General features: G+C 70.9%; 14 protein-coding genes and 1 pseudogene. 6 read left to right on the top strand and 9 right to left on the bottom strand.

Going from position 1 to position 19853, the window contains the following annotated elements:
• Window positions 1–132 precede the first annotated feature (132 nt).
• Window positions 133–288, top strand: a pseudogene (locus tag I3V78_RS04485) (DUF3606 domain-containing protein); the annotation flags it as partial.
• 431 nt (window positions 289–719) lie between these two features.
• Here I3V78_RS04485 and I3V78_RS04480 read toward each other — a convergent pair.
• The 4 genes from I3V78_RS04480 to gnd all read right to left on the bottom strand — a co-directional run bounded on the left by I3V78_RS04480 (window position 720) and on the right by gnd (window position 7265).
• Window positions 720–3794, bottom strand: a complete 3075-nt coding sequence (locus I3V78_RS04480) for an ATP-binding protein (RefSeq protein ID WP_338023468.1) — start codon at window positions 3792–3794, stop codon at window positions 720–722.
• A gap of 245 nt (window positions 3795–4039) precedes the next feature.
• Window positions 4040–4621 (bottom strand): HdeD family acid-resistance protein, encoded by a 582-nt coding sequence (locus I3V78_RS04475; protein WP_239576292.1) that lies wholly within the window; start codon window positions 4619–4621, stop codon window positions 4040–4042.
• Window positions 4622–4756: 135 nt separating this feature from the next.
• Complete coding sequence (zwf, locus tag I3V78_RS04470) at window positions 4757–6235, bottom strand: glucose-6-phosphate dehydrogenase (protein ID WP_204485075.1); 1479 nt, start codon at window positions 6233–6235, stop codon at window positions 4757–4759.
• Window positions 6236–6239: 4 nt separating this feature from the next.
• Window positions 6240–7265, bottom strand: coding sequence for a phosphogluconate dehydrogenase (NAD(+)-dependent, decarboxylating) (gnd, locus tag I3V78_RS04465; protein ID WP_204485074.1), 1026 nt, complete (start codon window positions 7263–7265; stop codon window positions 6240–6242).
• A 216-nt stretch (window positions 7266–7481) separates the two neighbouring features.
• On the opposite strand from gnd, the gene I3V78_RS04460 reads away from it, so the two are divergent.
• Entirely contained in the window at window positions 7482–9311 is a 1830-nt protein-coding gene (locus tag I3V78_RS04460) for a glycoside hydrolase family 15 protein (protein ID WP_204485073.1), read from the top strand.
• A gap of 12 nt (window positions 9312–9323) precedes the next feature.
• Here the strand turns inward: I3V78_RS04460 and I3V78_RS04455 are convergent, their stop codons facing one another.
• Window positions 9324–11411: a peptidoglycan-binding protein gene (locus I3V78_RS04455; protein ID WP_204485072.1), complete on the bottom strand. Its 2088-nt coding sequence runs from the start codon at window positions 11409–11411 to the stop codon at window positions 9324–9326.
• Window positions 11412–11479: 68 nt separating this feature from the next.
• Window positions 11480–12952 carry a hypothetical protein gene (locus I3V78_RS04450; RefSeq protein WP_204485071.1) on the bottom strand — a complete coding sequence of 491 codons (1473 nt, stop codon included), beginning with the start codon at window positions 12950–12952 and terminating at the stop codon, window positions 11480–11482.
• Window positions 12953–13041: 89 nt separating this feature from the next.
• Here I3V78_RS04450 and I3V78_RS04445 point away from each other — a divergent pair, with 89 nt between their 5' ends.
• Genes I3V78_RS04445 through I3V78_RS04435 form a run of 3 tightly spaced genes read left to right on the top strand, consistent with a single transcriptional unit; the run spans window position 13042 to window position 16421 of the window.
• Window positions 13042–14187 (top strand): hypothetical protein, encoded by a 1146-nt coding sequence (locus tag I3V78_RS04445; protein ID WP_204485070.1) that lies wholly within the window; start codon window positions 13042–13044, stop codon window positions 14185–14187.
• A gap of 3 nt (window positions 14188–14190) precedes the next feature.
• Entirely contained in the window at window positions 14191–15258 is a 1068-nt protein-coding gene (locus I3V78_RS04440; protein ID WP_204485069.1) for a hypothetical protein, read from the top strand.
• Complete coding sequence (locus tag I3V78_RS04435) at window positions 15255–16421, top strand: hypothetical protein (protein ID WP_204485068.1); 1167 nt, start codon at window positions 15255–15257, stop codon at window positions 16419–16421. The genes I3V78_RS04440 and I3V78_RS04435 overlap by 4 nt, the downstream gene beginning before the upstream one ends.
• Window positions 16422–16445: 24 nt before the next feature.
• On the opposite strand, the gene I3V78_RS04430 is transcribed toward I3V78_RS04435, so the two are convergent.
• Genes I3V78_RS04430 through I3V78_RS04420 form a run of 3 tightly spaced genes read right to left on the bottom strand, consistent with a single transcriptional unit; the run spans window position 16446 to window position 18377 of the window.
• Window positions 16446–17174, bottom strand: a complete 729-nt coding sequence (locus I3V78_RS04430; protein WP_204485067.1) for a hypothetical protein — start codon at window positions 17172–17174, stop codon at window positions 16446–16448.
• Window positions 17171–17824 carry a hypothetical protein gene (locus I3V78_RS04425; protein WP_204485066.1) on the bottom strand — a complete coding sequence of 218 codons (654 nt, stop codon included), beginning with the start codon at window positions 17822–17824 and terminating at the stop codon, window positions 17171–17173. Before I3V78_RS04425 ends, I3V78_RS04430 begins: the two co-directional genes overlap by 4 nt.
• 4 nt (window positions 17825–17828) lie before the next feature.
• The gene (locus tag I3V78_RS04420) at window positions 17829–18377 is read right to left on the bottom strand and encodes a hypothetical protein (RefSeq protein WP_338023467.1); all 549 of its coding nucleotides are present in this window, start codon (window positions 18375–18377) and stop codon (window positions 17829–17831) included.
• Between the two features lie 218 nt (window positions 18378–18595).
• Between I3V78_RS04420 and I3V78_RS40100 the strand changes: the two genes are divergently transcribed.
• Window positions 18596–19849: an ATP-binding protein gene (locus tag I3V78_RS40100; RefSeq protein ID WP_204485065.1), complete on the top strand. Its 1254-nt coding sequence runs from the start codon at window positions 18596–18598 to the stop codon at window positions 19847–19849.
• Window positions 19850–19853 lie beyond the last annotated feature (4 nt).

Here is a 19853-nt window from a genome sequence, read left to right as displayed (position 1 = left end):
ACAGTCTCAGCGACCTCTCCCGCGGGACCCTGGACGCAGGCCGAAAATCCCATCGCGCCCAAAACGGCACGCCTGACGTTTCAGGTCGTTTTCGGCCCCCTACTCCGAGCATGAGGTAAATCGAAGAAGAAGAGCCCCGACGATGCCTCTCGCGCCAACGACAACCAAGAGCACGAGGTGACGTACTGGTGCGCGAAGTCCGGTTGCACGCCGACGGAGCTGCGCGAGGCCGTCCGGAAGGTCGGCGTGAGTGCCGCCGCCGTGGAGGCGTACCTCAAGAAGAAGTAGGCCTTCCTCGGCAGTCGCACAGGACATTCATCAGCGGAAGGAGAACTCAAGATGGCTCGTATTGATCCCGACAAACGGGAGACCTGCCCCCGAGGTCGCTGAATTCGTGCGTCTCGCGGCTGGCGCAGTCAGCGGCACGGTGCGGCACACCTCTGACCTCTATGCTCACGAGGGCGAGGAGCGATTCCCGCGTGCGCTCCGCGGCCGACAAGGCGCTCGAATGCAAGGCCATCCGTCCTTCGCAACCGCCGCCGCTCCAGCCCCAACAGTCCGCGCTTCCGGTCTGGATAAGATGCCTTTGAGCCGGAAGAACTCCATGAAGAAGGCGTCGAGCTCTTCACCGAACGCGGGCGCACGGGGTCGACGTGGAGGTGCCATCGTCACGCCCCCGGACACGGCTTCTCGTTCGCACGCAAGGCCAAACGCCCCGCTCACATCACCGCGGACGCGCCCTCCATCTCCAGCACGCGCCGGTCGAAGAAGCGCAGGGCCTCGCGCAGGTCGGACGAGGCCGCCTCCACCGGTGCGTTGCGCGCGCTGTGCAGCCGCGACTGCGCCTCGCTGAGCGCCTTGCGTCCCCGCTCGCTGCCGGGCGAGCGCCGCGCCTCCTGCAAGTCCATGGACACGTGCAAGAGCGAGGTGAGCTCGCGCAGCACCACGTCCTCCTGCAGCTCCGGCGTCTTCGCCAGCGCCGCGAAGCCCCGCCGCGAGGACTCCAGGTCCCCCAGCGCCGCCTGCACCGAGGACAGGTGCGCGGTGAAGCGCAGCGCGTGCCAGCGGGACACCCGCTCCAAGAGGCCAATCGCCTCGGAGAGGTTCACCCGCGCCGCCTCCAGCGCCCCGAGCGCCACCAGCGCCCGGCCCCGCTCGCCCAGGGCCACGCCCTCCACCAGGCGCATGCCGAGCTGCCGGCCCATCATCACCGCCTCGCCCAGGTGCTCGCGCGCCTCCGCCGCCCGCCCCGCCGCCAGGAGGAAGCAGCCCAGGTTCACCCGCGCCAGCGCATGCCCCGAGCGGTCTCCCACCCGCGCCGCCTTCTCCATCGCCTCTTCCAGCAGCGTCACCGCCTCGGCCGTGTTGCCCTGCTCGCCAATGGCCATGGCGTAGTTGGCCAGGAAGCCCACCTCGTAGGCCACGTCCCCCATGGCCCGGAACAGCTCCAGCGCCGAGCGCAGGTGCGGCAGGGCCGCCTCCGCCCCGTTGCGGCCCAGCTCCAGGATTCCGAGGTTGCCCACCGCGTACGCGTCCAGCCACCGGTCCCCCGGCGTCGGCAGATCCAACGCCTCCTGGATGAGCGTCCACGCCACGCCCAGGTCGCACTCGTCCCGGGCCACGATGCACAGGTCCACCAGCACGCGCTTGAGCCGGTCCACCGCCTCCAGCTCCGCGAACAGGGTCCGCGCCTCGCCCAGGTCCCCCCACGCGGCCGACAGGCGGCCCTCGCCATGGTGGGTGCGACCCCGGACGGCGAGCGCATCCGCGCGCAACAACGGGTCCACCTCCACCGTCGCCGCCAGCTCCAGCGCCCGGTTGAGCCGCGCGAGCGTGATGCCCACCGGGCCCCGCGTCGTCACGTCCGGATCCAACGCCACCAGCGCGCCCAGGGCCCGCTCGAGCGTGGCCGTGGTGACCGGCGTCACCGACAGGGCGTTGTCGCACGCGGCCAGGAGGTTCTCGCGCTCGAGCGCCAGCCGACGGAAGGCCAGCTCCCCATCCAGGCCGCGGCGGCGCTGGCTCAGGCCCCGGGCCAGCTCCAGGTAGTAGCCCGCGTGGCGCGCCGCGAGCATCGCCCCCTCGCCCCGCTCCGCCAGCCGGGACGAGGCGTACTGCCGGATGCTCTCGTACATGCCCAGCCGCAGCTCGCCCGTGAGCCCGTCCGGCGTGAACGCGCGCAGGAGCGACTTGGAGCGCAGCGAGTGGATGATCTCCAGCACGTCCGGTCCGCCCGGCGGAAAGAGCAGCACGGACTCGGCGGACTCCAGGGTGAAGCCGCCTCGGAACACCGAGCACTGCGCCAGGGCGGCGCGCTCGGCGGGCTCCAGCAGGTTCCACGACCAGTCGATGGCGCCCCACAGCGTGTTCTGCCGCGCCGAGCCGTCCCGCCGGCCCCCGCGCAGGAGCTCGAAGCGGCGCGACAGCCGCTCTTGAATCTGGCTCACGCCCAACAGGTTGGTGCGCGCCGCCGCCAGCTCGATGGCCAGGGGAATCCCGTCCAGCTTGCGCACGATGTCCGCCACCAGCGGGGCCTCGGCCGAGGTGAGCTCGAAGGAGCCTCGCACCGCGCGCGTCCGGTCGATGAACAGCTTCACCGCGCCACACGCGAGCAGCACGTCCAGCCGCGCCTCGTCCTCCTCGGGGATGCCCAGGGGCTCCAGGTCCACCACCCGCTCGGCCGGCAGGCACAAGGCCTCGCGCGAGGTGACGAGGAAGCGGGCCTGGGGCGCCAGTTCCCGCCAGCGGCCCAGGGTGGCCGGCATGTGCTGGATGACGTGCTCCACGTTGTCGAGCAGCACCAGCACGTCCCCGCGTCCGGCCAGGGCGCGCCCGAGCCGATCCGCCGGCGCGCTGTCCTCGCCGCTGCGCGTGAGCGCCACGCCCAGCACCCGGCCCACCGCGTGGCAGATGTCATCCACCGTCGTGGCGTCCGACAGCTCGCACAACCAGACGCCGCCCTCCCACTCCCCGGCCTCCAGGTTGCCAAAGCGCGTGGCCAGGCGGCTCTTGCCCATGCCCCCCGGGCCCAGGAGCGTGACGAGTCGGCAGCCCCCGGTGAAGCACAGCCGCAGCCGCGCCAGCTCCTCGCTCCGGCCGATGAACTCCCCGGACTCGCCGGGCAGGTTGCCGCGCCGGGCACGGGGCGCGCGCAGGGCCTCGAAGCGCCGGTCCGCCAGGGGCGCCGGCAGCACCTCCACGAGCGGCACGGGCTCCTCGATGCCCTTGAGGTGGTAGTCACCCAGCGAGCGCACCGCGGGGCCGCCCAGGGAGTCCCAGGCGTCCGCCACCCGGGACCACGCGCTCGCGCTCACCAGCACCTGGCCGCCATGGCCCGCCGAGGCGACCCGCGCCGCCACGTTCACCATGCGACCAAAGTAGTCCGTCCGCCCGGTGCGCTCATCCTCGCGGCCCTCGGGCTCGCCCAGGTGCACGCCCATGCGCACCCGCAGGCCCCGGTGCAGCAGGACGCCCCGCGCATTGCGCTCCTCGCGCGCATCCGGCTCGCGCAGCACCGTCTCCGGCCAGTCCGCCTCGAGCAGCGCCCGTTGGGACTCCAGGCACCAGCGCACCGCCTCCACCACCGAGGCGAACGCCACCATGAAGGAGTCGCCCTGGGTCTTCACCTCGTAGCCGCCCAGCTCCCCCATCAGCCGCCGCAGCACCTGGTTGTGCACGTCCAGGGCCGCGCCCATGTCGGCGTTGCAGCGCTCCCACAGTCGGGTGGAGCCCTGCACGTCCGTGAAGACGAGGGCCACCGTGCCCGTGGGTGCCTGGATCCGGGGTGCCGTCACCCTCTCCTCCCCCGACGTGCCGATGGCGCTGGTCTGTGGAAACATGCGCAAAACGGTCCCCATCACCCGCTCCCTCGCCTCGGGGCATGATGTGCATGGGGCACGGCATCGGCGCCCCCCGGGCTGACGCATCCGTGCACCAGCGCACGAATCACGACGCCCAGGTAGTCACGGGGGATACACGCGCCAACCCCTGCGGGGCCCGGGCCGGGGTCCGGCGCGGGGGAGGAGCGGCGCGGCGGTCGTCAGCCCGCTCGCTCGTCGCGCAGCAACCCCCGGACCGCGAGCGCCCCGGCCATGAGGGACAAGCCCCGGATGAGGATTTCCACGCCCACGATCAGGCCGAGCACCCAGAACGACGCCGTGGGCAGTCGCAGGAAGAGCAGGGCCCCCAGGGCCACGGACACCGCGCCATAGGCGAGGTCCCACCCCCAGCCCGGGTGGCGGTCCGACACGGCGGTGATGCCACGGAAGAAGCCGCTGGCGAGGAAGTACGCGGCGATCATCAGGCTGAGCGCCACCAGGCCCGCATCGGGTTGGGTCAGCACGAATCCACCCACCAACAACGACAGGATGCCGCTGAGCACGAACAGCAGCGAGGGCCCCGTGTCCCGCGCGCGCACGCCCTGGACGATCTCCAGCACGCCCGCCGCGCCCAGGAGCACACCATAGAAGAGCACGGACACGAGGCTCGTCCAGGCCACCGCGCCCAGGGCCAGCACGCCGAGCAGGGTGACCAGCAGGCCCATCACGAAGGGGCCCTCCCAGATCGCCGTCATGCGGTCACGGCGGGAGGGAGGAGTGGGCGGGAAGTCGGATTGGGCCATCGGACGAGCCTCCAAGGGGACGGTGCGGGTCCCCTTGAAGCTGGGCGTCCGTTGACCACCGGACAAGGGAAGCGGCGGGCCCGACGGGCGCCCGGGCTCCGTGGGCCGGGCGCCGAGCGGGCATGACCGGGCCCGCTAACGCCGCGCGGGTTTGAGGCGCTGGGCGCCCTCGGGCAGCGCCTCCTCGTCCCGGTGGGTCTCGTCCCGCGCGTCGCGCACCACCTGCACGCCTCCGGAGTCCGCGAGCAGGCTGCGCCAGGCGCCCTGGGGCGCGAGGTCATCCGCCTCCCGAGGCCCCCACGTGCCCGGCTCGTATTCGTACACGCGGCTGCCGTCGCCGAGGATGGGGTCCACCACGCGCCACGCCTCTTCCACAGACTCCTGGCGCGCGAAGAGCGAGACGTCCCCGCGCATGGCATCCCCGAGCAGCCGCTCATAGGGCTTCACCGCCACGGCCATGTGCTGGCTGGCCACCAGGTCCACGTCCTCGCCCTCCATGGTGGTGCCGGGCTTCTTGGCCCGGGCGCCGATGGAGATGCGCACGTCCGGCCCGAGCCGGAAGCGCACGAAGTTGGGGGACGTCTGGGTGGGCTCCTCGAAGATGGGCCGGGGCGGGTGGTTGAGCTCCACGAACACCTCGGTGGCGTCGGTGGGCAGGCGCTTGCCGGCGCGGATGTAGAAGGGCACGTCCGCCCAGCGCCACGAGTCGATGAACAGGCGCACCGCGGCGAACGTCTCCACCGTCGAGTCCTTGGCCACGCCGGGCACGTCCCGGTAGCCCCGGAACTGGCCGCGCACCACGTCCTCGGGCGACAGCCCCCGCATGGCCTTGAAGACGCGGGCCTTCTCGTCGCGCAGGGCCTCGGCGGACGAGCAGAAGGGCGCGTCCATGGTGAGCAGCGCCACGATCTGCAAGAGGTGGTTCTGCAGCACGTCGCGCACCGCGCCCACCTCGTCGTAGAAGGCGCCCCGTCCCTTGATGCCGAAGCTCTCCGCGAGCGTCACCTGCACGCTGCGCACGTGCTGCCGGTTCCAGATGGGCTCGAGGAACACGTTGGCGAAGCGGAAGAAGAGCAGGTTCTGCACCGGCTCCTTGCCGAGGAAGTGGTCGATCCGGAAGATGGAGGACTCGGGCAGGAAGCGGTAGAGCGTCTCGTTGAGCGCGCGCGCCGAGGCCAGATCCCTCCCGAAGGGCTTCTCCACCACCACCCGCGCCTCGGACAGACAGCTCGCCTTGGACAGTCCCTCCACCACGGTGCCGAACAGGCTCGGGGGGATGGCCAGGTAGTGCAGGGGCCGCCGTGCGTCGCCCAGCTCCTTCTTCACCCGCGCGAAGGTGTCCGGCTCGCGGTAGTCCCCGTCCACGTAGTGGAGGAGCTCCAGGAGACGCGGCAGCGCGGCCTCATCCTTCTTCTCGCCATGCTCGCGGATGCTGTCCCGGGCGCGCTCCTTGAGCTTGTCCAGGGTCCAGCCCGCCTTGGCCACGCCGATGATGGGGAGGGACAGGTGTTCGCGGGCCACCAACGACAGGAGCGCGGGGAAGATCTGCTTGTAGGCGAGGTCTCCCGTGGCTCCGAAGAAGACCAGCGCGTCCGAACGGGGCTTGTCACCCATGGTGTCATCCGCCTCCCTTCATCTTCTTCTCCAGGTGGCCGCCGAAGGCGAAGCGCATGGCGGACAGCAACTTGTTGGAGAAATCCGCCTCGCCCTGACTGGTGAAGCGCGAGTACAGGGCGCTGGCGAGCACCGGTGTCGGCACGCCCTCGTCGATGGCGGCCTGCTGCGTCCAGCGTCCCTCGCCCGAGTCGGACACCCGGCCGGAGAAGTCGCCCAAGCCCGGGCTCTTGTGCAGCGCCTGGGCGGACAGGTCGAGCAACCACGAGCCGATGACGCTGCCGCGCCGCCACAGCTCGGTCACCTCGGCCAGGTCGAAGTCGTACTGATACGCCTCCGGCTCGCGCAGGGGCGCCGTCTCCGCGTCGGCCGTGGGCGGACTCTTCCCCACGTTCGCGTGGTGCAGGATGTTGAGCCCCTCGGCATAGGCGGCCATGAGGGCGTACTCGATGCCGTTGTGCACCATCTTCACGAAGTGGCCCGCCCCATTGGGACCGCAGTGCAGCCAGCCCTGCTCCGCGGGGCTCGGAGGGCCCTCCCGGCCCGGCGTGCGGGACTCGGCCTCCACGCCTGGCGCCAGCGCGGCGAAGACGGGCTCCAACCGGCGCACCGCCTCCGCCTCGCCGCCAATCATCAGACAGTAGCCGCGGGCCTGGCCCCACACGCCACCACTCACGCCCGCATCCACATAATGGATGCCCCGGCCCTTGAGCTCGGCCGCGCGGCGCAGATCGTCCCGGTAGTGGGAGTTGCCGCCCTCGATGATGGTGTCCCCGGGCTGGAGCAGCGCCGCGAGCTTCTCCAGCGTGCCGTCCACCACGGCCGCGGGCAGCATCAACCACACCGCGCGGGGCGCCGGCATCTGGCGCACCAACTCCTCCAACGCGTGCGCGCCCCGGGCGCCGTCCTTGGCGAGCGAATCGACGCTCTCGGCGCGCGTGTCATGGACGACGCACGTATGCCCGGCCTTGAGCAGCCGCCGCACCATGGCGGCGCCCATGCGGCCCAGTCCGATCATTCCCAGTTCCATCTCCCCGCCTCCATCCCGCCCGGGCCGTGAGTGCGCGCGACGAGCCTGCTCGCCCGTCCGCTCTCCCGAGGACCCGTGCCGCCCGGGAGCCTCTCTCAAGCTGCACATGGCACGCGGCCTGGACAGGCCAGTCCACTGGTCCATGGGCCAGACGGACAAGCGGCCCAGGCTCTCCTGGTTGCCACCCTTCCCACCCGTCTCCAGGTTCAATGCCATATGTCCGGGCCCATCGAGGACTACGCGCTGATCGGAGACACCCAGACAGCGGCCCTGGTGGGCCGGGATGGCTCCATCGATTGGTTGTGCCTGCCCCGCTTCGACTCGGGCGCGTGCTTCGCGGCCCTGCTCGGCAAGCCCGAGCATGGGCGGTGGAAGCTCGCGCCCTCGTGTCCGGGACAGGTGACGGCCACGCGGCGCTACCGTCCGGACAGCCTGGTGCTGGAGACGGAGTACACCACGCCCGAGGGCGTGGTGCGGGTGGTGGACTGCATGCCGCCACGCGATCGCACGCCGGACGTGGTGCGGGTGGTGCAGGGCATCCGGGGGCGGGTGTCCATGAACATGCAGCTCGTCATCCGTTTCGACTACGGCTCGGTGGTGCCCTGGGTGACGCGCGAGACGGGTGAGCTGCGCGCGGTGGCCGGTCCGGACGCGCTCAGCCTGTTCACGCCCGTGGCCGTGCATGGCCACCACCTCACGACGGTGGCGGACTTCACCGTCTCCGAGGGCCAGAGCGTGCCCTTCGTGCTGCGCTGGCACCCCTCGCACGAGCCCGCGCCGCCGCCGCTCGATGGCCTGGAGGCGGTGGAGGACACCGTGGCGTGGTGGAAGGACTGGTTCAGCCACTGCACCTACCAGGGCGCGTGGCCGGAGGCGGTGCGCACCTCGTTGATGACCCTCAAGGCGCTCACCTACGCGCCCACGGGCGGCATCGTGGCGGCGGCCACCACGTCCCTGCCCGAGCGGCTCGGGGGCATGCGCAACTGGGACTACCGCTTCTGCTGGCTGCGCGACGCCACCTTCACGCTCTACGCGCTGACCCTGGGCGGCTTCCGCGAGGAGGCCGAGGCCTGGCGCTCGTGGCTGATGCGCTCGGTGGCGGGGGACCCCGCCAAGCTTCAAATCATGTACGGCGTGGGGGGCGAGCGCCGCCTCACCGAGCGCACCCTGCCGTGGCTGCCCGGGTATGGCGCGTCCAAGCCCGTGCGCACGGGCAACGCGGCCGTGGACCAGTTCCAGCTGGACGTCTACGGCGAGGTGATGGACGCGCTGCACCAGGCCCACCGCATCGGCCTGCGCGATGACCCGCGGGCCTGGGACGTGGCGCTCGTGCTGATGGACTTCCTGGAGTCCGGCTGGCGCAACCCCGACGCGGGCATGTGGGAGGTGCGCGGCGACCTGCAACACTTCACCTATTCCAAGGTGATGGCGTGGGTGGCGTTCGACCGGGCGGTGAAGGCGGTGCAGCGCCAGGGCATGCAGGGCCCGGCGGAGCACTGGATGAAGGTGCGCGACCTCATCCACCAGGAGATCTGCCAGAACGCCTATGACGCCGACCGGGGGTGCTTCACCCAGGCCTACGGCACGAAGAGCCTGGATGCGAGCCTGCTGCTCCTGCCGCTGGTGGGCTTCGTCTCCCCGAGGGATCCGCGCATGGTGGGCACGGTGCGGGCCATCGAGCAGGAGTTGCTGGAGGACGGGCTCGTGCGGCGCTACCACACGCACGAGACGGACGACGGCCTGCCCCCGGGCGAGGGCCGCTTCCTGGCCTGCTCCTTCTGGCTCGCGGACAACTACGTGTTGCAGGGGCGGCGAGACGAGGCCGTGGCGCTCTTCGAGCACCTGCTGAGCCTGCGCAACGACGTGGGGCTCCTGGCCGAGGAGTACGACCCGGTGTCCCGGCGCCAGCTGGGCAACTTCCCCCAGGCCTTCTCCCACGTGGGGCTCATCAACACGGCGTTCAACCTGGAGCGCCACCAGGGCCCGGCCGTCCACCGAAGGGAGAACCACATCGGGGCAGCAGAGCAGCCCGCCCCCCCGCCGTGAGGGCTCCCGGGGTCAGGCCACGTTCCTGAGCTCCAGGGAACGAAGCCAGTCCCGCGCATGCGCCGCGATGATCTCCGCGCAGTTGGAACCATTGACGACGGCGCGAGCCCCCCGGAAGTCCACGCGGGAGCCATTGATGTACGCGGACAGCTTCTTGCCGCTGAAGCTGCCCGTCCGCATGCCATGCACCAGGATGAAGAGTGAGATGTCCGGCCGCAGGACCAGGTCCGGATTCTTCAGCAGGTCCATGCCCAGCAGCTTGGAGTACTTCTCGTAGTTGTAGTTCCAGGTGAGCTGGACGTAGCCACGGCCGTAGTAGGGGTAGTACCGCAGGTTGTTCTTGCGGTGTGCCTCGGCCTTCGAGCCGAGGTACTCGGCCTCGCGCAGCGGCTTGAAGGTATTGCCCGTCTCGTGTTGCACCGTGGCGAGCACGTAGGCGATCTGCGCCGCCATCGTCACGCCCTGACGCACACACTCATCGCGGATGGCCCTCACGGTCCCCGAGCGGTCCGCGCCCGCGAACGTGGGAAGCGCGACCTTGTCCCCCGCCGCCTTGGTTCCCGCCACCTTGGTTCCCGGAGTCGACCCCGTCCGGTTGGGGAAGCCACTGGCCACGAGCGGGGGCGTGACGTCCACGGGCGGCGTCTGGGCGGGCCTGGACTCCGGCGTGTGGACGGCGGGGCCTCGGCTGAAGGTGACGGCGTTGCCCACGGTGACGTACTTCGTGCCGTACTTGGTGACGACATCGCCTTCCAGTCGCCCATCGGCCAACCGGTGCAGGCCCATCATCCGTCCCCCCGCGGGGTCATGCGCGAGGTAGTCGCCCTCCTGGGTCCGGCTCGTCACCAGGACCCAGTGGTCCCCCTTCTTGTCATGTTTGCCCGATCGCCCGGAGTCTGTCTTCGTGTAGTAGTCCACGTGGACGACGACGGGCCGCCCCGCCTTCAGCTCCGCGTCGATCTTGTCCGACTTGGCCTCGAAGATGCGGTACAGGTCGACCGGCGGGCTGACCAGGGTGCCCATCAAATCCCAGTCCTTGATGGAGCCCCCCGACGTGAAGCCGCCCTTCTTCTTCATGAACTGAGCCATCTCGTCCGGAGTGATCGCCCGGCCCGTGATGCCACTGAGCGCCATGGTGACCGCCGTCATGGCGCACCCAATCTGGCTGACGTTCTGCCCCGAATCACTGGCGATGACGATGTTGCCCCAGGTCTCGAGCTTGCCCGTGGTCGAGTTGTTGCCCTGGGCATACAGGGGGTAGCCATCACGCACGGGGAAGCTCCGACCGTTCTTGACGAACGCCCCGCTCCCCGCGGGCGTGCTCGGCGCCACGGAAGGCTGAGTGCCACCGGGAGACGCGGGCGCCTTGAGGGCCTTGAGCGCCTTCCACGTGTTCGGGCCCACGATCCCGTCCGGAGTCAGGTGGTGCGCGCGCTGCCACTCGACCACCGTGGCCTCCGTGATCTGCCCGAACAGGCCATCCGCGCGCACGCGCAACACGGTCTGGACCCACTTGACGTCATTGCCCGCGCTGCCCTCCTTGATGTTGCGCGACCCCAGGGCGATGCCGTCCTTGTAAGGCTCGAAACCAGAGGGCTTGTGCTGGGCCTTGGGTGTGCTCTTGGCCACTGGCAAGGAGGGCACGACAGGCGCGGCTCCTGGCTTGCTCGTGATCTTCGTGAGGCCCCAGGACGCCACCGAGTCATACAAGGACTTCTCGGAGGACACGGACACGTGCGCATGCTTGGTGTGCGCGTTCGCGCCGGTGTAGCGGGTCGGGGCCCAGGCCGCCAGCTTCGGCTTGGCATACGAGCGCCAGATCTGCCGGTTCCAGATGATGTACTTGATGCGAGGGTCCTGGCGTTTCACCAACTGGGCCACGAACGCATCCATGTCCGCGCCGTTGCCCGGGTCATGGGTGAAGTCGCGCGCCGTCACCACGCCCTTGCCCGCGTCTTGGACCCAGGGATTGTGGTCGCTGTCCCGCGAGGCGTGAGCCGCGTCTCCAATCCACCCGTCGCTGAGCTTGTCGCGCTTGGGCGAAAGCGCGTTCAGCTCCGCGAGCAATTGATCGAGCGATTTCGCGATTCTGTAGGACATGGTGCGCGACCCCCTGGTGGCTCCTCGCCATCATGGCGAAGCGTGCACGACTCGTCCAGACACCCGCCTCACTCCCCCGTGTTCTCGGGACGCGCGAATCGCTGGGTATCGTAGCGCTGTGTCTTGGGGTTCCAGGTGTGACGAACGGCGAGCTGCCGGGGTTGGCCCTCGGTCCAGGTCACGAAGGCCTCGATGCGTGACAGATCCGGTGTGGCCTCCCAAGCGACAGCTTCCCCCTGGCTGAACGCGCCCTCCAGTTCCTCCGGCGCCGAGAAGCGACCCTGGGCGTCCATCTTCACCAGGGTGAAAGTGACCTGTGGGCACGCGCCACACGTGCCCGTTCCCAGCAAGGACTGCATGCCCTCGGTCACCTCGAGGAGGTGCAAGCCCGGAGGGCGCTGGGTGTGCATCAACACGCGCGTGCCGCTGTCCCGCGTGTCCAGCAGCGCCTGGTCCCGGCGCGACACGGTCCAGAAGCCCACCCCGCCGGTGACATCCACCCGCGCCGGAACCGACAGGACCTCGATGTCCTCCAGGGCCGCTTGCGATTCCTGACGGGACAGGTCGACGCCCACCTCCACGGGACTGGGCTGGTTGGGCGCATACTGGTAACCCACCGCCGGGTTGAGCCAGACCGCGAAGGTCTGAACGTCCGGGGACGGTTGGTAGGAACCGCGCTCGTTGGCCTTCAGGGCCCGCTCGAACAGATCGGGCCAGGCCCCCCAGCTCACCGGGCGCGCGAGGGTCACCGCATGGAAGGTGCTGGGATCACCGAAGCGTCGGGTTTTCGAGGAAGACAGGAATGTCTCCAGTTTGCCCTTGCCCTCGTCGGCATCGACGACGTCCACGAGCACCCGGAGTGAGCGCAGGGGCGCCTCGGCCGAGCGGGGAAAGGCACTGGCCGGGATGAGCGCCTCGAAGCGGTAGCCGCCCGCCATGGGCTCGTAGCGGACGGTCCCCACCGAGCCCTTCTGCCCGAAGCGCACGAGTGGTCCGGACATCAGTCCGTACTGAGCGAGGAACGGGCGGACGAGCTTCTTGCGCCGCTCCGTCTGGGCCTTCCACCAGGCGCGGCACGCCTCGGGCGAGCCCTCGGTGACGACCTCGGTGTCGCCACACGTCTCGGCGGTGGGCACCGTGTGTTCACCGAACTGATTGACGAAGGCCAGGGGCGGCAGCTCTGGCTGGGGCAGGGCGAGCCAGACCTCCACATGGTCGAGGTTGACCTGCTCGGGCGTCTTGGAGAGCAGCACGCGATCGTCCAGGATCTCTCCCGCCACGGCCAATCCCTCCCGCCCCAGGGCGACCCACACCTTGCCGGAGAAATCCTGGGGAGAGGAGACCTTGGCGCTGCCCGCCACCTGATTGTCCGCGCCCAAAGTGACGGAGGGGGCCGACGTCCACTCGTCGAGCTTTCCGTCCACCTTGAAAGCGGAGGGAAGGCCCTCGTGGAGCAGGAAATCACGGGGCGCGGAGGCGGGAGCCGTCGTGGGCGCGGCGCCCAGAAGAAGCAGGGACGTGGTCGTGAGCAGCAGGGACAAGGTGAACCTCCCGCCTTGTTTTCTAGCACTCTCCTCCACGATATCGATAGGTTGGAGGCACTCCCCTCCGCAGACGTCGAGGTCTTCCCATGCGTCCGTCCCGCTGGTTGCACGCCCCCCTCACCGCAGCGCTCGTGCTGACGGGCTGCAAGTCCAATCCCCCGGCCGCGTCGTCCACCGGGTCCGCGACGGCCCCCACCCCGCCCGGGGCGAGCACCGCGTCCGCCGCGCCCGCCCCCACGCCTCGCGCCGCCGCGACCCCCGCGCTCTGGTATTTCCGGCCCGTGGACACCCAAGTCTGTGAATGGGTGAAGCAGCCCCTGCCCTCGGGCGAGCGCACGTCGGTCACCTTCAACGCCGAGTGCAATGAATCACAGCCGTCCTGGAATCCAGACGGCGGCGAGGGCCTGGTGTTCAGCCCGGGTGGCAGTGACGGCCCTCCCCGCGCCTGGCGGGTGGATTTCACGAGCAAGCGCGTCACGCCCCTGGAACTCGGAGGCCTGCCGGGGGGCAAGACCGCGACGGCGGGCGCCGAGCAGCCGTCCATCAACAGGCTCGCTTTCGATCTCCAGGGCCGGCCCGTGGCAATCATTAGCGACCTGCATGCCCGGCGCGCGCTGGACAAGGGTCCGGACTCGCGGCGCGCCATCACGTTCGAGGGTCAGTCTTACCCCGTTCCCCAGGGCAAGGGCACGCCGGGCCTGGCGGTCGCGTACCGGTGGGAAGACGGCGGATGGAAGAACGTCGAGGCCAAGACCACGCTGTCGGACTCGGAAGACTCGCTCGATACCCGGGTGCTCGACACGGTCAAGACCCTGCCCGAGCAAACGCTCATGATGTTCGGAGAGCTGCCCGGACAGGATGCCCCGCCCGCGGTCGTGAGCACGATGGATGCGGCGTTCGCGCTCGAGGCCGCGCCAGGCCGGTGGCGGGTGTTGACCACACCGGGCGGTCCGCTGGTCTATCGCGGCGTGAGTGATCCGGAGGACGGGTCGCTTCATGCCTCCTCCCCGGTGCGCTGGGTGCAAGAAGACAAACCCGTGGCGGTGGAGGGACTGACCGCGGTCGAGGACGAGCGGCTCGGCTTCCAGCAGCGCGGCCCCCTGCTGCTCGTCTTCTCCCTCGCGGGAGACGCGCGCGCCGCGCACGTGCTCGACACCCGGACGAAGAAGCAGCTCGTGCAGATCAAGGACATCGAGTCGGCGGCCCTCTGGCCCGAGCCCTCCAAGGAGTAAGCCGTGAAGCCAGGCCCCTGGAGTCCCAGAACACTCGCCGTGTGTGCGCTGCTGTCTGGCGGGCCCGCGAGCAGCGCGCCCGCGCCCTTCACCGGCCCCGCGGTCGCCTACCTGAAGGCCTCGGGCGAGGCGACGTGCGCGTGGATGCGCCAGCCCCTGCCCACCGGTCCCGCCACCCCGGTGTTCACCTTCGACGCCGCCTGCGCGCAGTCGGTGTTCGCCTGGAGCCCCGATGGCAAGCAGGGCGTGGTGCTCGACTGGCCCCTGGGCGGCGGGCAGCAGCGCCTCTGGGCGGTGGACTTCGCCACGAGGAGCGGCAAGGCCGTGGACCTCAAGGGTCTGCCCGCGGGCACGGGCAAGCCCGAGGGTTTCATGATCTTCCAGGTGAACTTCAACGTCGAGGGGCAGCTGATCGCCCTGTTGATGGACGCGGAGAACAAGCCCGAGGACGACACGGGCCCCCTGGGCCTCACCTTCGAGGGCAAGCGCTACCCCGTGGCCGAGGCGGAGCGCTGGCGGCGGATGTGCCTGGCGTACCTGTGGGATGGCACCGGGTGGAAGCGCGTCGAGCAGAAGCTGCTCGGCTCGCCGCTCGAGCTGTCCGCGCGGCGCTCCATGTATGACCCCACGCCCGAGCGGACGGAGACGGTGGTGGGCGCGCCCGCCTCGAAGGCCCAGGCCCAGCGGCTCACCGCCGCCCAGAAGCCCACGGACCGCTACGGCAAGTGGATGGCGTTCCCCACGCCGGGCGGCCCCCTGCTCTACCGGGCCCGTCAGGAGGACAAGGACGGCACCCCGACCGCCTCCACCCCGGTGCGCTGGGAGCAGGACACCAAGCTCGTGGCTCCCGAGGGCCTGACGCCGCCGCCCGACACCGACATCTCCGTCCTGCTCAGCGACACGTACCTGATCCTCAATGTCTCGGGCGAGCCCAGCATGGCCGCCGTCTTCGACACCCGGACGAAGAAGAACCTCCACACCCTCCAGGCCCCGGGGGATCGCGCGCTGTTCTGGCCCGCCCCCGCCATGAGCTCGGAGACCCCTGATCCCGACGAGGAGCCCCTCCCGTGAAGACCCGTCTGCTGCTGCTCGCCACGCTCGCCACCACCGCCTGCAAGAAGGACCCGCCCCCGGCGGCCCCTCCCCCCGCGCCTCCGGTCGCCGCCGCGCCGGCGCCCGTCGTCGCGAAGGATCCGCTCACCGTGGTGCCTCCGGGCGACGCCGTGCTCTCCTACCTGGAGCCGCGCGAGGGCAAGTGTCTGTGGATCCGCGAGGACGCCGCCGCCCACCAGCGCGCGACCGTGGCCTCGCTCGAGGGTGACTGCAAGGGCGCCCGGCTGTTCTGGAACAAGGATCTCACCCAGGCGCTCGTCTGGTTCGACCCCGAGCACGTGGCCTCCGGTGGTGTCTCCGGCCCCGACGTGCCCGCCCGGAGCTACACGCCCGAGGAGCCCACGCCCGGTGCGACGTCCAGGCTGTATGAAGTCACGGTGGCCTCCGGCAAGGTGCGGCCCATCGCCGCGCCCACGGTGGACGGGCAGCTGTCCGGCTTCGGCTACAAGGGCGCGGACCTCGTCGCCCTGAGCGTGCGGAGCGTGGACGAGCAGGAGATCGCGAAGGATGCCGTCACCGTCGACGGCAAGTCCCTCCCGCTCGACAAGGACGTGGAGGGCGCGCCCGCGCTGGCCTTCGCCTACCGCCTGGAGGGCGATGGCACCTGGAAGCGCGTGGAGGTGAAGGCCACGGGCGAGGGCTCGGACTACGCCCCGGGCGCCACGGTCCTGGAGCACGCCAAGGGCCTGGGCCTCACCACGGACGAGCTGCTCGACTCGCGCCAGAGCACCGACGGGACGGAGCCCTCCGCCGAGCTGCTCGCCCGACTCCAGCCGCTGCGGCCAGCCTCCGTGCTCCAGGGCAAGGCGGAGGACGGCGACGGGGAGTGGAGCCACGTCACCACCCCCGCGGGGGCCTACGACGTCTGGCGGACCAACGTCGAGTTCTCCTTCCCCACGGGGCACATCGTGCTCGAGCAGGGCGGGGAGCTGAAGCCCGTGAAGGACCTGGGCTTCACGGAGTCGGACTTCGTGGCCGTGGTCGCGCGCGGCCCCTTCCTGCTCGTCTCCGCCGACAGCGTGGGCATCCGTCCCCGGCTCTATGATCTGCGCACCGGGGCACGCGTCTTCCACTCCGACGCCGCGCGCCTGGCCACGTTCTGGCCCACCGCCTCGCGCTGACCCGTCCGGCACCGGGCGGTGGGCTCAGCGGCCCCCGCCCGGAAGCACGCCCAGCCGGGCCAGCTCCTCGGCGGACACGGGCGTCACGTCCTCCCCCCCCGCGCCGCACCGCACGGCCCCGGCGCGCTCCCACTCGCGCGGATCCCTCGGGAACACGAGCAGGCCCGGGGACTCCGGGGTCCCCGGCAGCACGAACCACCGCTCCGCCGCGTCCTGGGTGTCCGGCAGCCCGAGCAGCACCGCCGCCAGGCGCTCGGGCGCCACGCCCGCCTGGGACTGGAGCCCGGCGAACCGGCACAGCCGCTCGGCCTCGTCCCGCTCGCTCGCCCTCTGCTTCATGCGGGCCCAGCTCGATTCCACCAGGGGCTCGCGGGTGGTCAGCAGCCAGCCCACGTGGTGCGCGGCGCCCACCGTCGCCATGGTCGCGGCGAAGAGCAGCACGAGCAGCGCCAGCAGGGACACGCTCCAGCGCACGGGCCACGCGGGCGCCCCTCTGGCATGCCACCGGCGCCAGAGCGCCCGCAGGAACAGGTGCGACCCCACCCCCAGCGCGGCGCCCACGGCGAGCGTCGCGGCGAGCGAGTCCCATCGCCAGTGGACCAGGGGCAGGACCCGGCCGAGGAAGGACAGCCAGCCGAAGGCGAGCGTGAGCAGCGCGCTGAGCCACCACACCTGGCCCAGCGTCAGCCCGAAACACATCAGGAACATCACGCCCAGCCCCAGGCCCGTCCCCAGGAAGCGCTGGCGGCTCATGGGGGGCCCCGCAGCAGCGCGGCGTGAATCTCCTCGATGGGCACCGCGCGGATGTCTCCATCCGTGAACAGCACCCAGCGCGTGGGCCCGAAGAGCCCCGGCTCGTAGGCGAGCGGCGCCCGGGGCCCGTCCGCCTTCTGGCCCCCCACGTAGATGAAGTGCAGGCCGGACGCGCCCACCACCCGCCAGCGCGCCTCGGGCAGCTCCGGGGACAGGTCGCTCGCCGGGAAGGCCTGGCCATTCCGGGCGGCGTGCACCCAGAGCGCCTCGCGCAGCTCCTCCAGGCGCTGCCGCCGGGCCTCGCGCGCCAGTTCGCCCTCCGCGGGGGGCCCCTCGCGCGTGAGCGTGTAGGTGGTGCCCGTCTTCTCCCAGGCCCCGGGCGTCATCAGCTCCCGGCCCCCAGCGATCATCGACAGGACGAGCTGGAAGCCCAGGGCCCAGAGGAACACCAGGGCCAGCGCGGCGCCGAAGCCCAGCCGGGGCAGGCGCGGCACGTCGCGCCCGAGCCGGTTCCACAGCGCCTTCACCCCGAGCGTGACGAGCAGGAACAGGACCAGGAAGAAGGACACCGACTCCAGCCGGGCCTGGGACAGGTCCGTCAGGTGGAAGAACGGCATGCCCGCCAGGAGCACGAGCGCGCGGGGGTCCATGGCCTCAGAGCGTGAAGGGCACGGCGTGCACGGCGGGCCAGAGCACCCGGGGCTCGCCCTCCTCGGGAACCAGGGCGAAGACGCCGCCCTCCAACAAGCCCTCTTCCTCCAGGGACTCGCGCAGGGTGCGCACGGCGATGTCCACGTCCATCACCCGGAAGTAGACGTTCATCCGGCCTGGCTGGGACTCGGCGCCCTCCACCTCGCCGTTGCCCGTCCACCCGAGCGTGTCATTGAGGAGCGACTCCACCTCGTGGCGCTTCTCGAAGTCCTGCCCCGTGCCCTTGCCCTTGAGCGCGTACTGGAGCACGAGCGGGTGCATCTCCTCCAGGTCCGGGTCCTCGTAGCCCTGGTCCACGAGCGGCTCGGCCAGCTGGGCCACGGCCATGTCCGGGTCCTCCTCGTCCGCGGGCACGGGCACCACCTTCTCCTCGCCCGTCTGGCCGACGGTGCCCCAATGCACGGTGATGGACCGCTCGTGCACCCACGCTTCCCAGTAGCGCAGGGTGTCGCCTTCCTTCTTGTAGAGCCTCAGCACGGGCGCACTGTACACGCTCGGCGCTCCGGGAGCGGTCTGTCCGACACCGATCAAACCGATCGCCCCGGGGACCAGGGTTGTCGCCCCGTTCACGAATGACGCGACGAGGCGCCCCGACAGGGAGTGAGGAGCCGAGCGGGCATTCCTACGCTCGGCTCACACCGACGGGGAGCCCGATGACGACGATGTCCACTGCCAGCGACGCTCCAGGGGGGAGCCCTCGCGACAATCCCGTGAACGCCCGGGTGCTGCGCTGGAGCGCCGTGTCGATGCTCACCGTCGAGGCCCTGATGCTCGCGAGCGTCTGGGGAGACTGGGGCCGGATGGGGGCCCTGTTGGGGCTGCTCGGCGTGCGGGTCACCGGCAACCTCTGGGTGCTCGTCTGGGCGCGGTGGACGGGCCGTCCGGACGCCGGGCTGATCATCGCCATGGTGGTCAACATGGTCGTCACCCTGATGGAGGCGCGACAGCTGGAGTGGAGTCTGCTCGCGTGGCTGCACGTGCTCTTCCAGGTGGCGTTCGTCAACGGGCTGGAGGAGCGGGACCACCGCCGCGAGCACCGGCTGGCCATCGCGCTCTACCTGCCGGTGGTGGCCGGGTGGGCCCTGCACGACGGCGTCGAGCCCGTCACGGTGGGCACCGTCAGCCTCCTGGCCTGCCTGCTGTATGGGTATGGCGAGGCGAGCCACCAGATGTTGCTGGCCGCCCTGGAGGACTCGCGCACCCACCTCGACAAGCTCCAGCGCACCCAGGAGCGGCTCCTGGAGCAGGAGACCTTCTCCAGCCTGGGCCGGCTGGCGGCCGGGGTGGCGCACGAAATCAACAACCCCATGGCCTATGTCACCAGCAACATCCGGGGCCTGTGCCGCGACCTGAGCGCGCAGTCCCAGGCGCTGCCGGGGGCGCTGCGCGAGTACGTGGACGAGGTGCTGCCAGAGACACTCGATGGCATCCACCGCGTGAACGCCATCATGGCGGACCTGCGCCGCTTCGCCCAGGGCGACCTGGAGGCGCCCGTGGAGTTCGACCTCAACCGGGAGGTGGCCTCGGTGCTGGACCACTCGCGCGGCGAGCTCGAGGGCCGGGGCCACGTGGTCCTGGATCTGAGTGATCTGCCGCCCCTGGTGGGCCGGCCCCACCAGATTGGCCAGGTCATCGAGAACCTGCTCGACAACGCGGCCCAGGCGCTGCCCCAGCACGGTGGCGTGGTGGAGGTGCGCACCCGGTTCGAGCACGACGAGGCGCTCGTGGAGGTGCGCGACAACGGCGTGGGCATGTCCCCCGAGGTGCGCCGCTCCATCTTCCAGCCCTTCTTCACCACGCGCCCGGTGGGCCAGGGCACGGGCCTGGGGCTCGCCGTGGCCTACGGCATCGTCACCGGCCACGGGGGGCGCATCGACGTCGAGTCGGCGCCCGCCCAGGGCACCTGCGTCACCGTGCGCCTGCCCGCGCGCACCCCGCCGCCCGAGGCCCGCTCCACCCACTGACGCG

It is taken from the genome of Archangium primigenium, from assembly GCF_016904885.1.
Lineage (GTDB): Bacteria > Myxococcota > Myxococcia > Myxococcales > Myxococcaceae > Cystobacter > Cystobacter primigenius.
The sequence above is the reverse complement of the archived record's forward strand: the minus strand, read 5'-3'. Positions and strand labels throughout refer to the sequence as shown.

Bases quoted from the DNA above. Each gene is read 5' to 3' on its own strand.
- I3V78_RS04475 (WP_239576292.1), bottom strand. From the start codon at position 4,621: ATGGCCCAATCCGACTTCCCGCCCACTCCTCCCTCCCGCCGTGACCGC.
- zwf (WP_204485075.1), bottom strand. From the start codon at position 6,235: ATGGGTGACAAGCCCCGTTCGGACGCGCTGGTCTTCTTCGGAGCCACG.
- gnd (WP_204485074.1), bottom strand. From the start codon at position 7,265: ATGGAACTGGGAATGATCGGACTGGGCCGCATGGGCGCCGCCATGGTG.
- I3V78_RS04460 (WP_204485073.1), top strand. From the start codon at position 7,482: ATGTCCGGGCCCATCGAGGACTACGCGCTGATCGGAGACACCCAGACA.
- I3V78_RS04455 (WP_204485072.1), bottom strand. From the start codon at position 11,411: ATGTCCTACAGAATCGCGAAATCGCTCGATCAATTGCTCGCGGAGCTG.
- I3V78_RS04445 (WP_204485070.1), top strand. From the start codon at position 13,042: ATGCGTCCGTCCCGCTGGTTGCACGCCCCCCTCACCGCAGCGCTCGTG.
- I3V78_RS04430 (WP_204485067.1), bottom strand. From the start codon at position 17,174: ATGAGCCGCCAGCGCTTCCTGGGGACGGGCCTGGGGCTGGGCGTGATG.
- I3V78_RS04425 (WP_204485066.1), bottom strand. From the start codon at position 17,824: ATGGACCCCCGCGCGCTCGTGCTCCTGGCGGGCATGCCGTTCTTCCAC.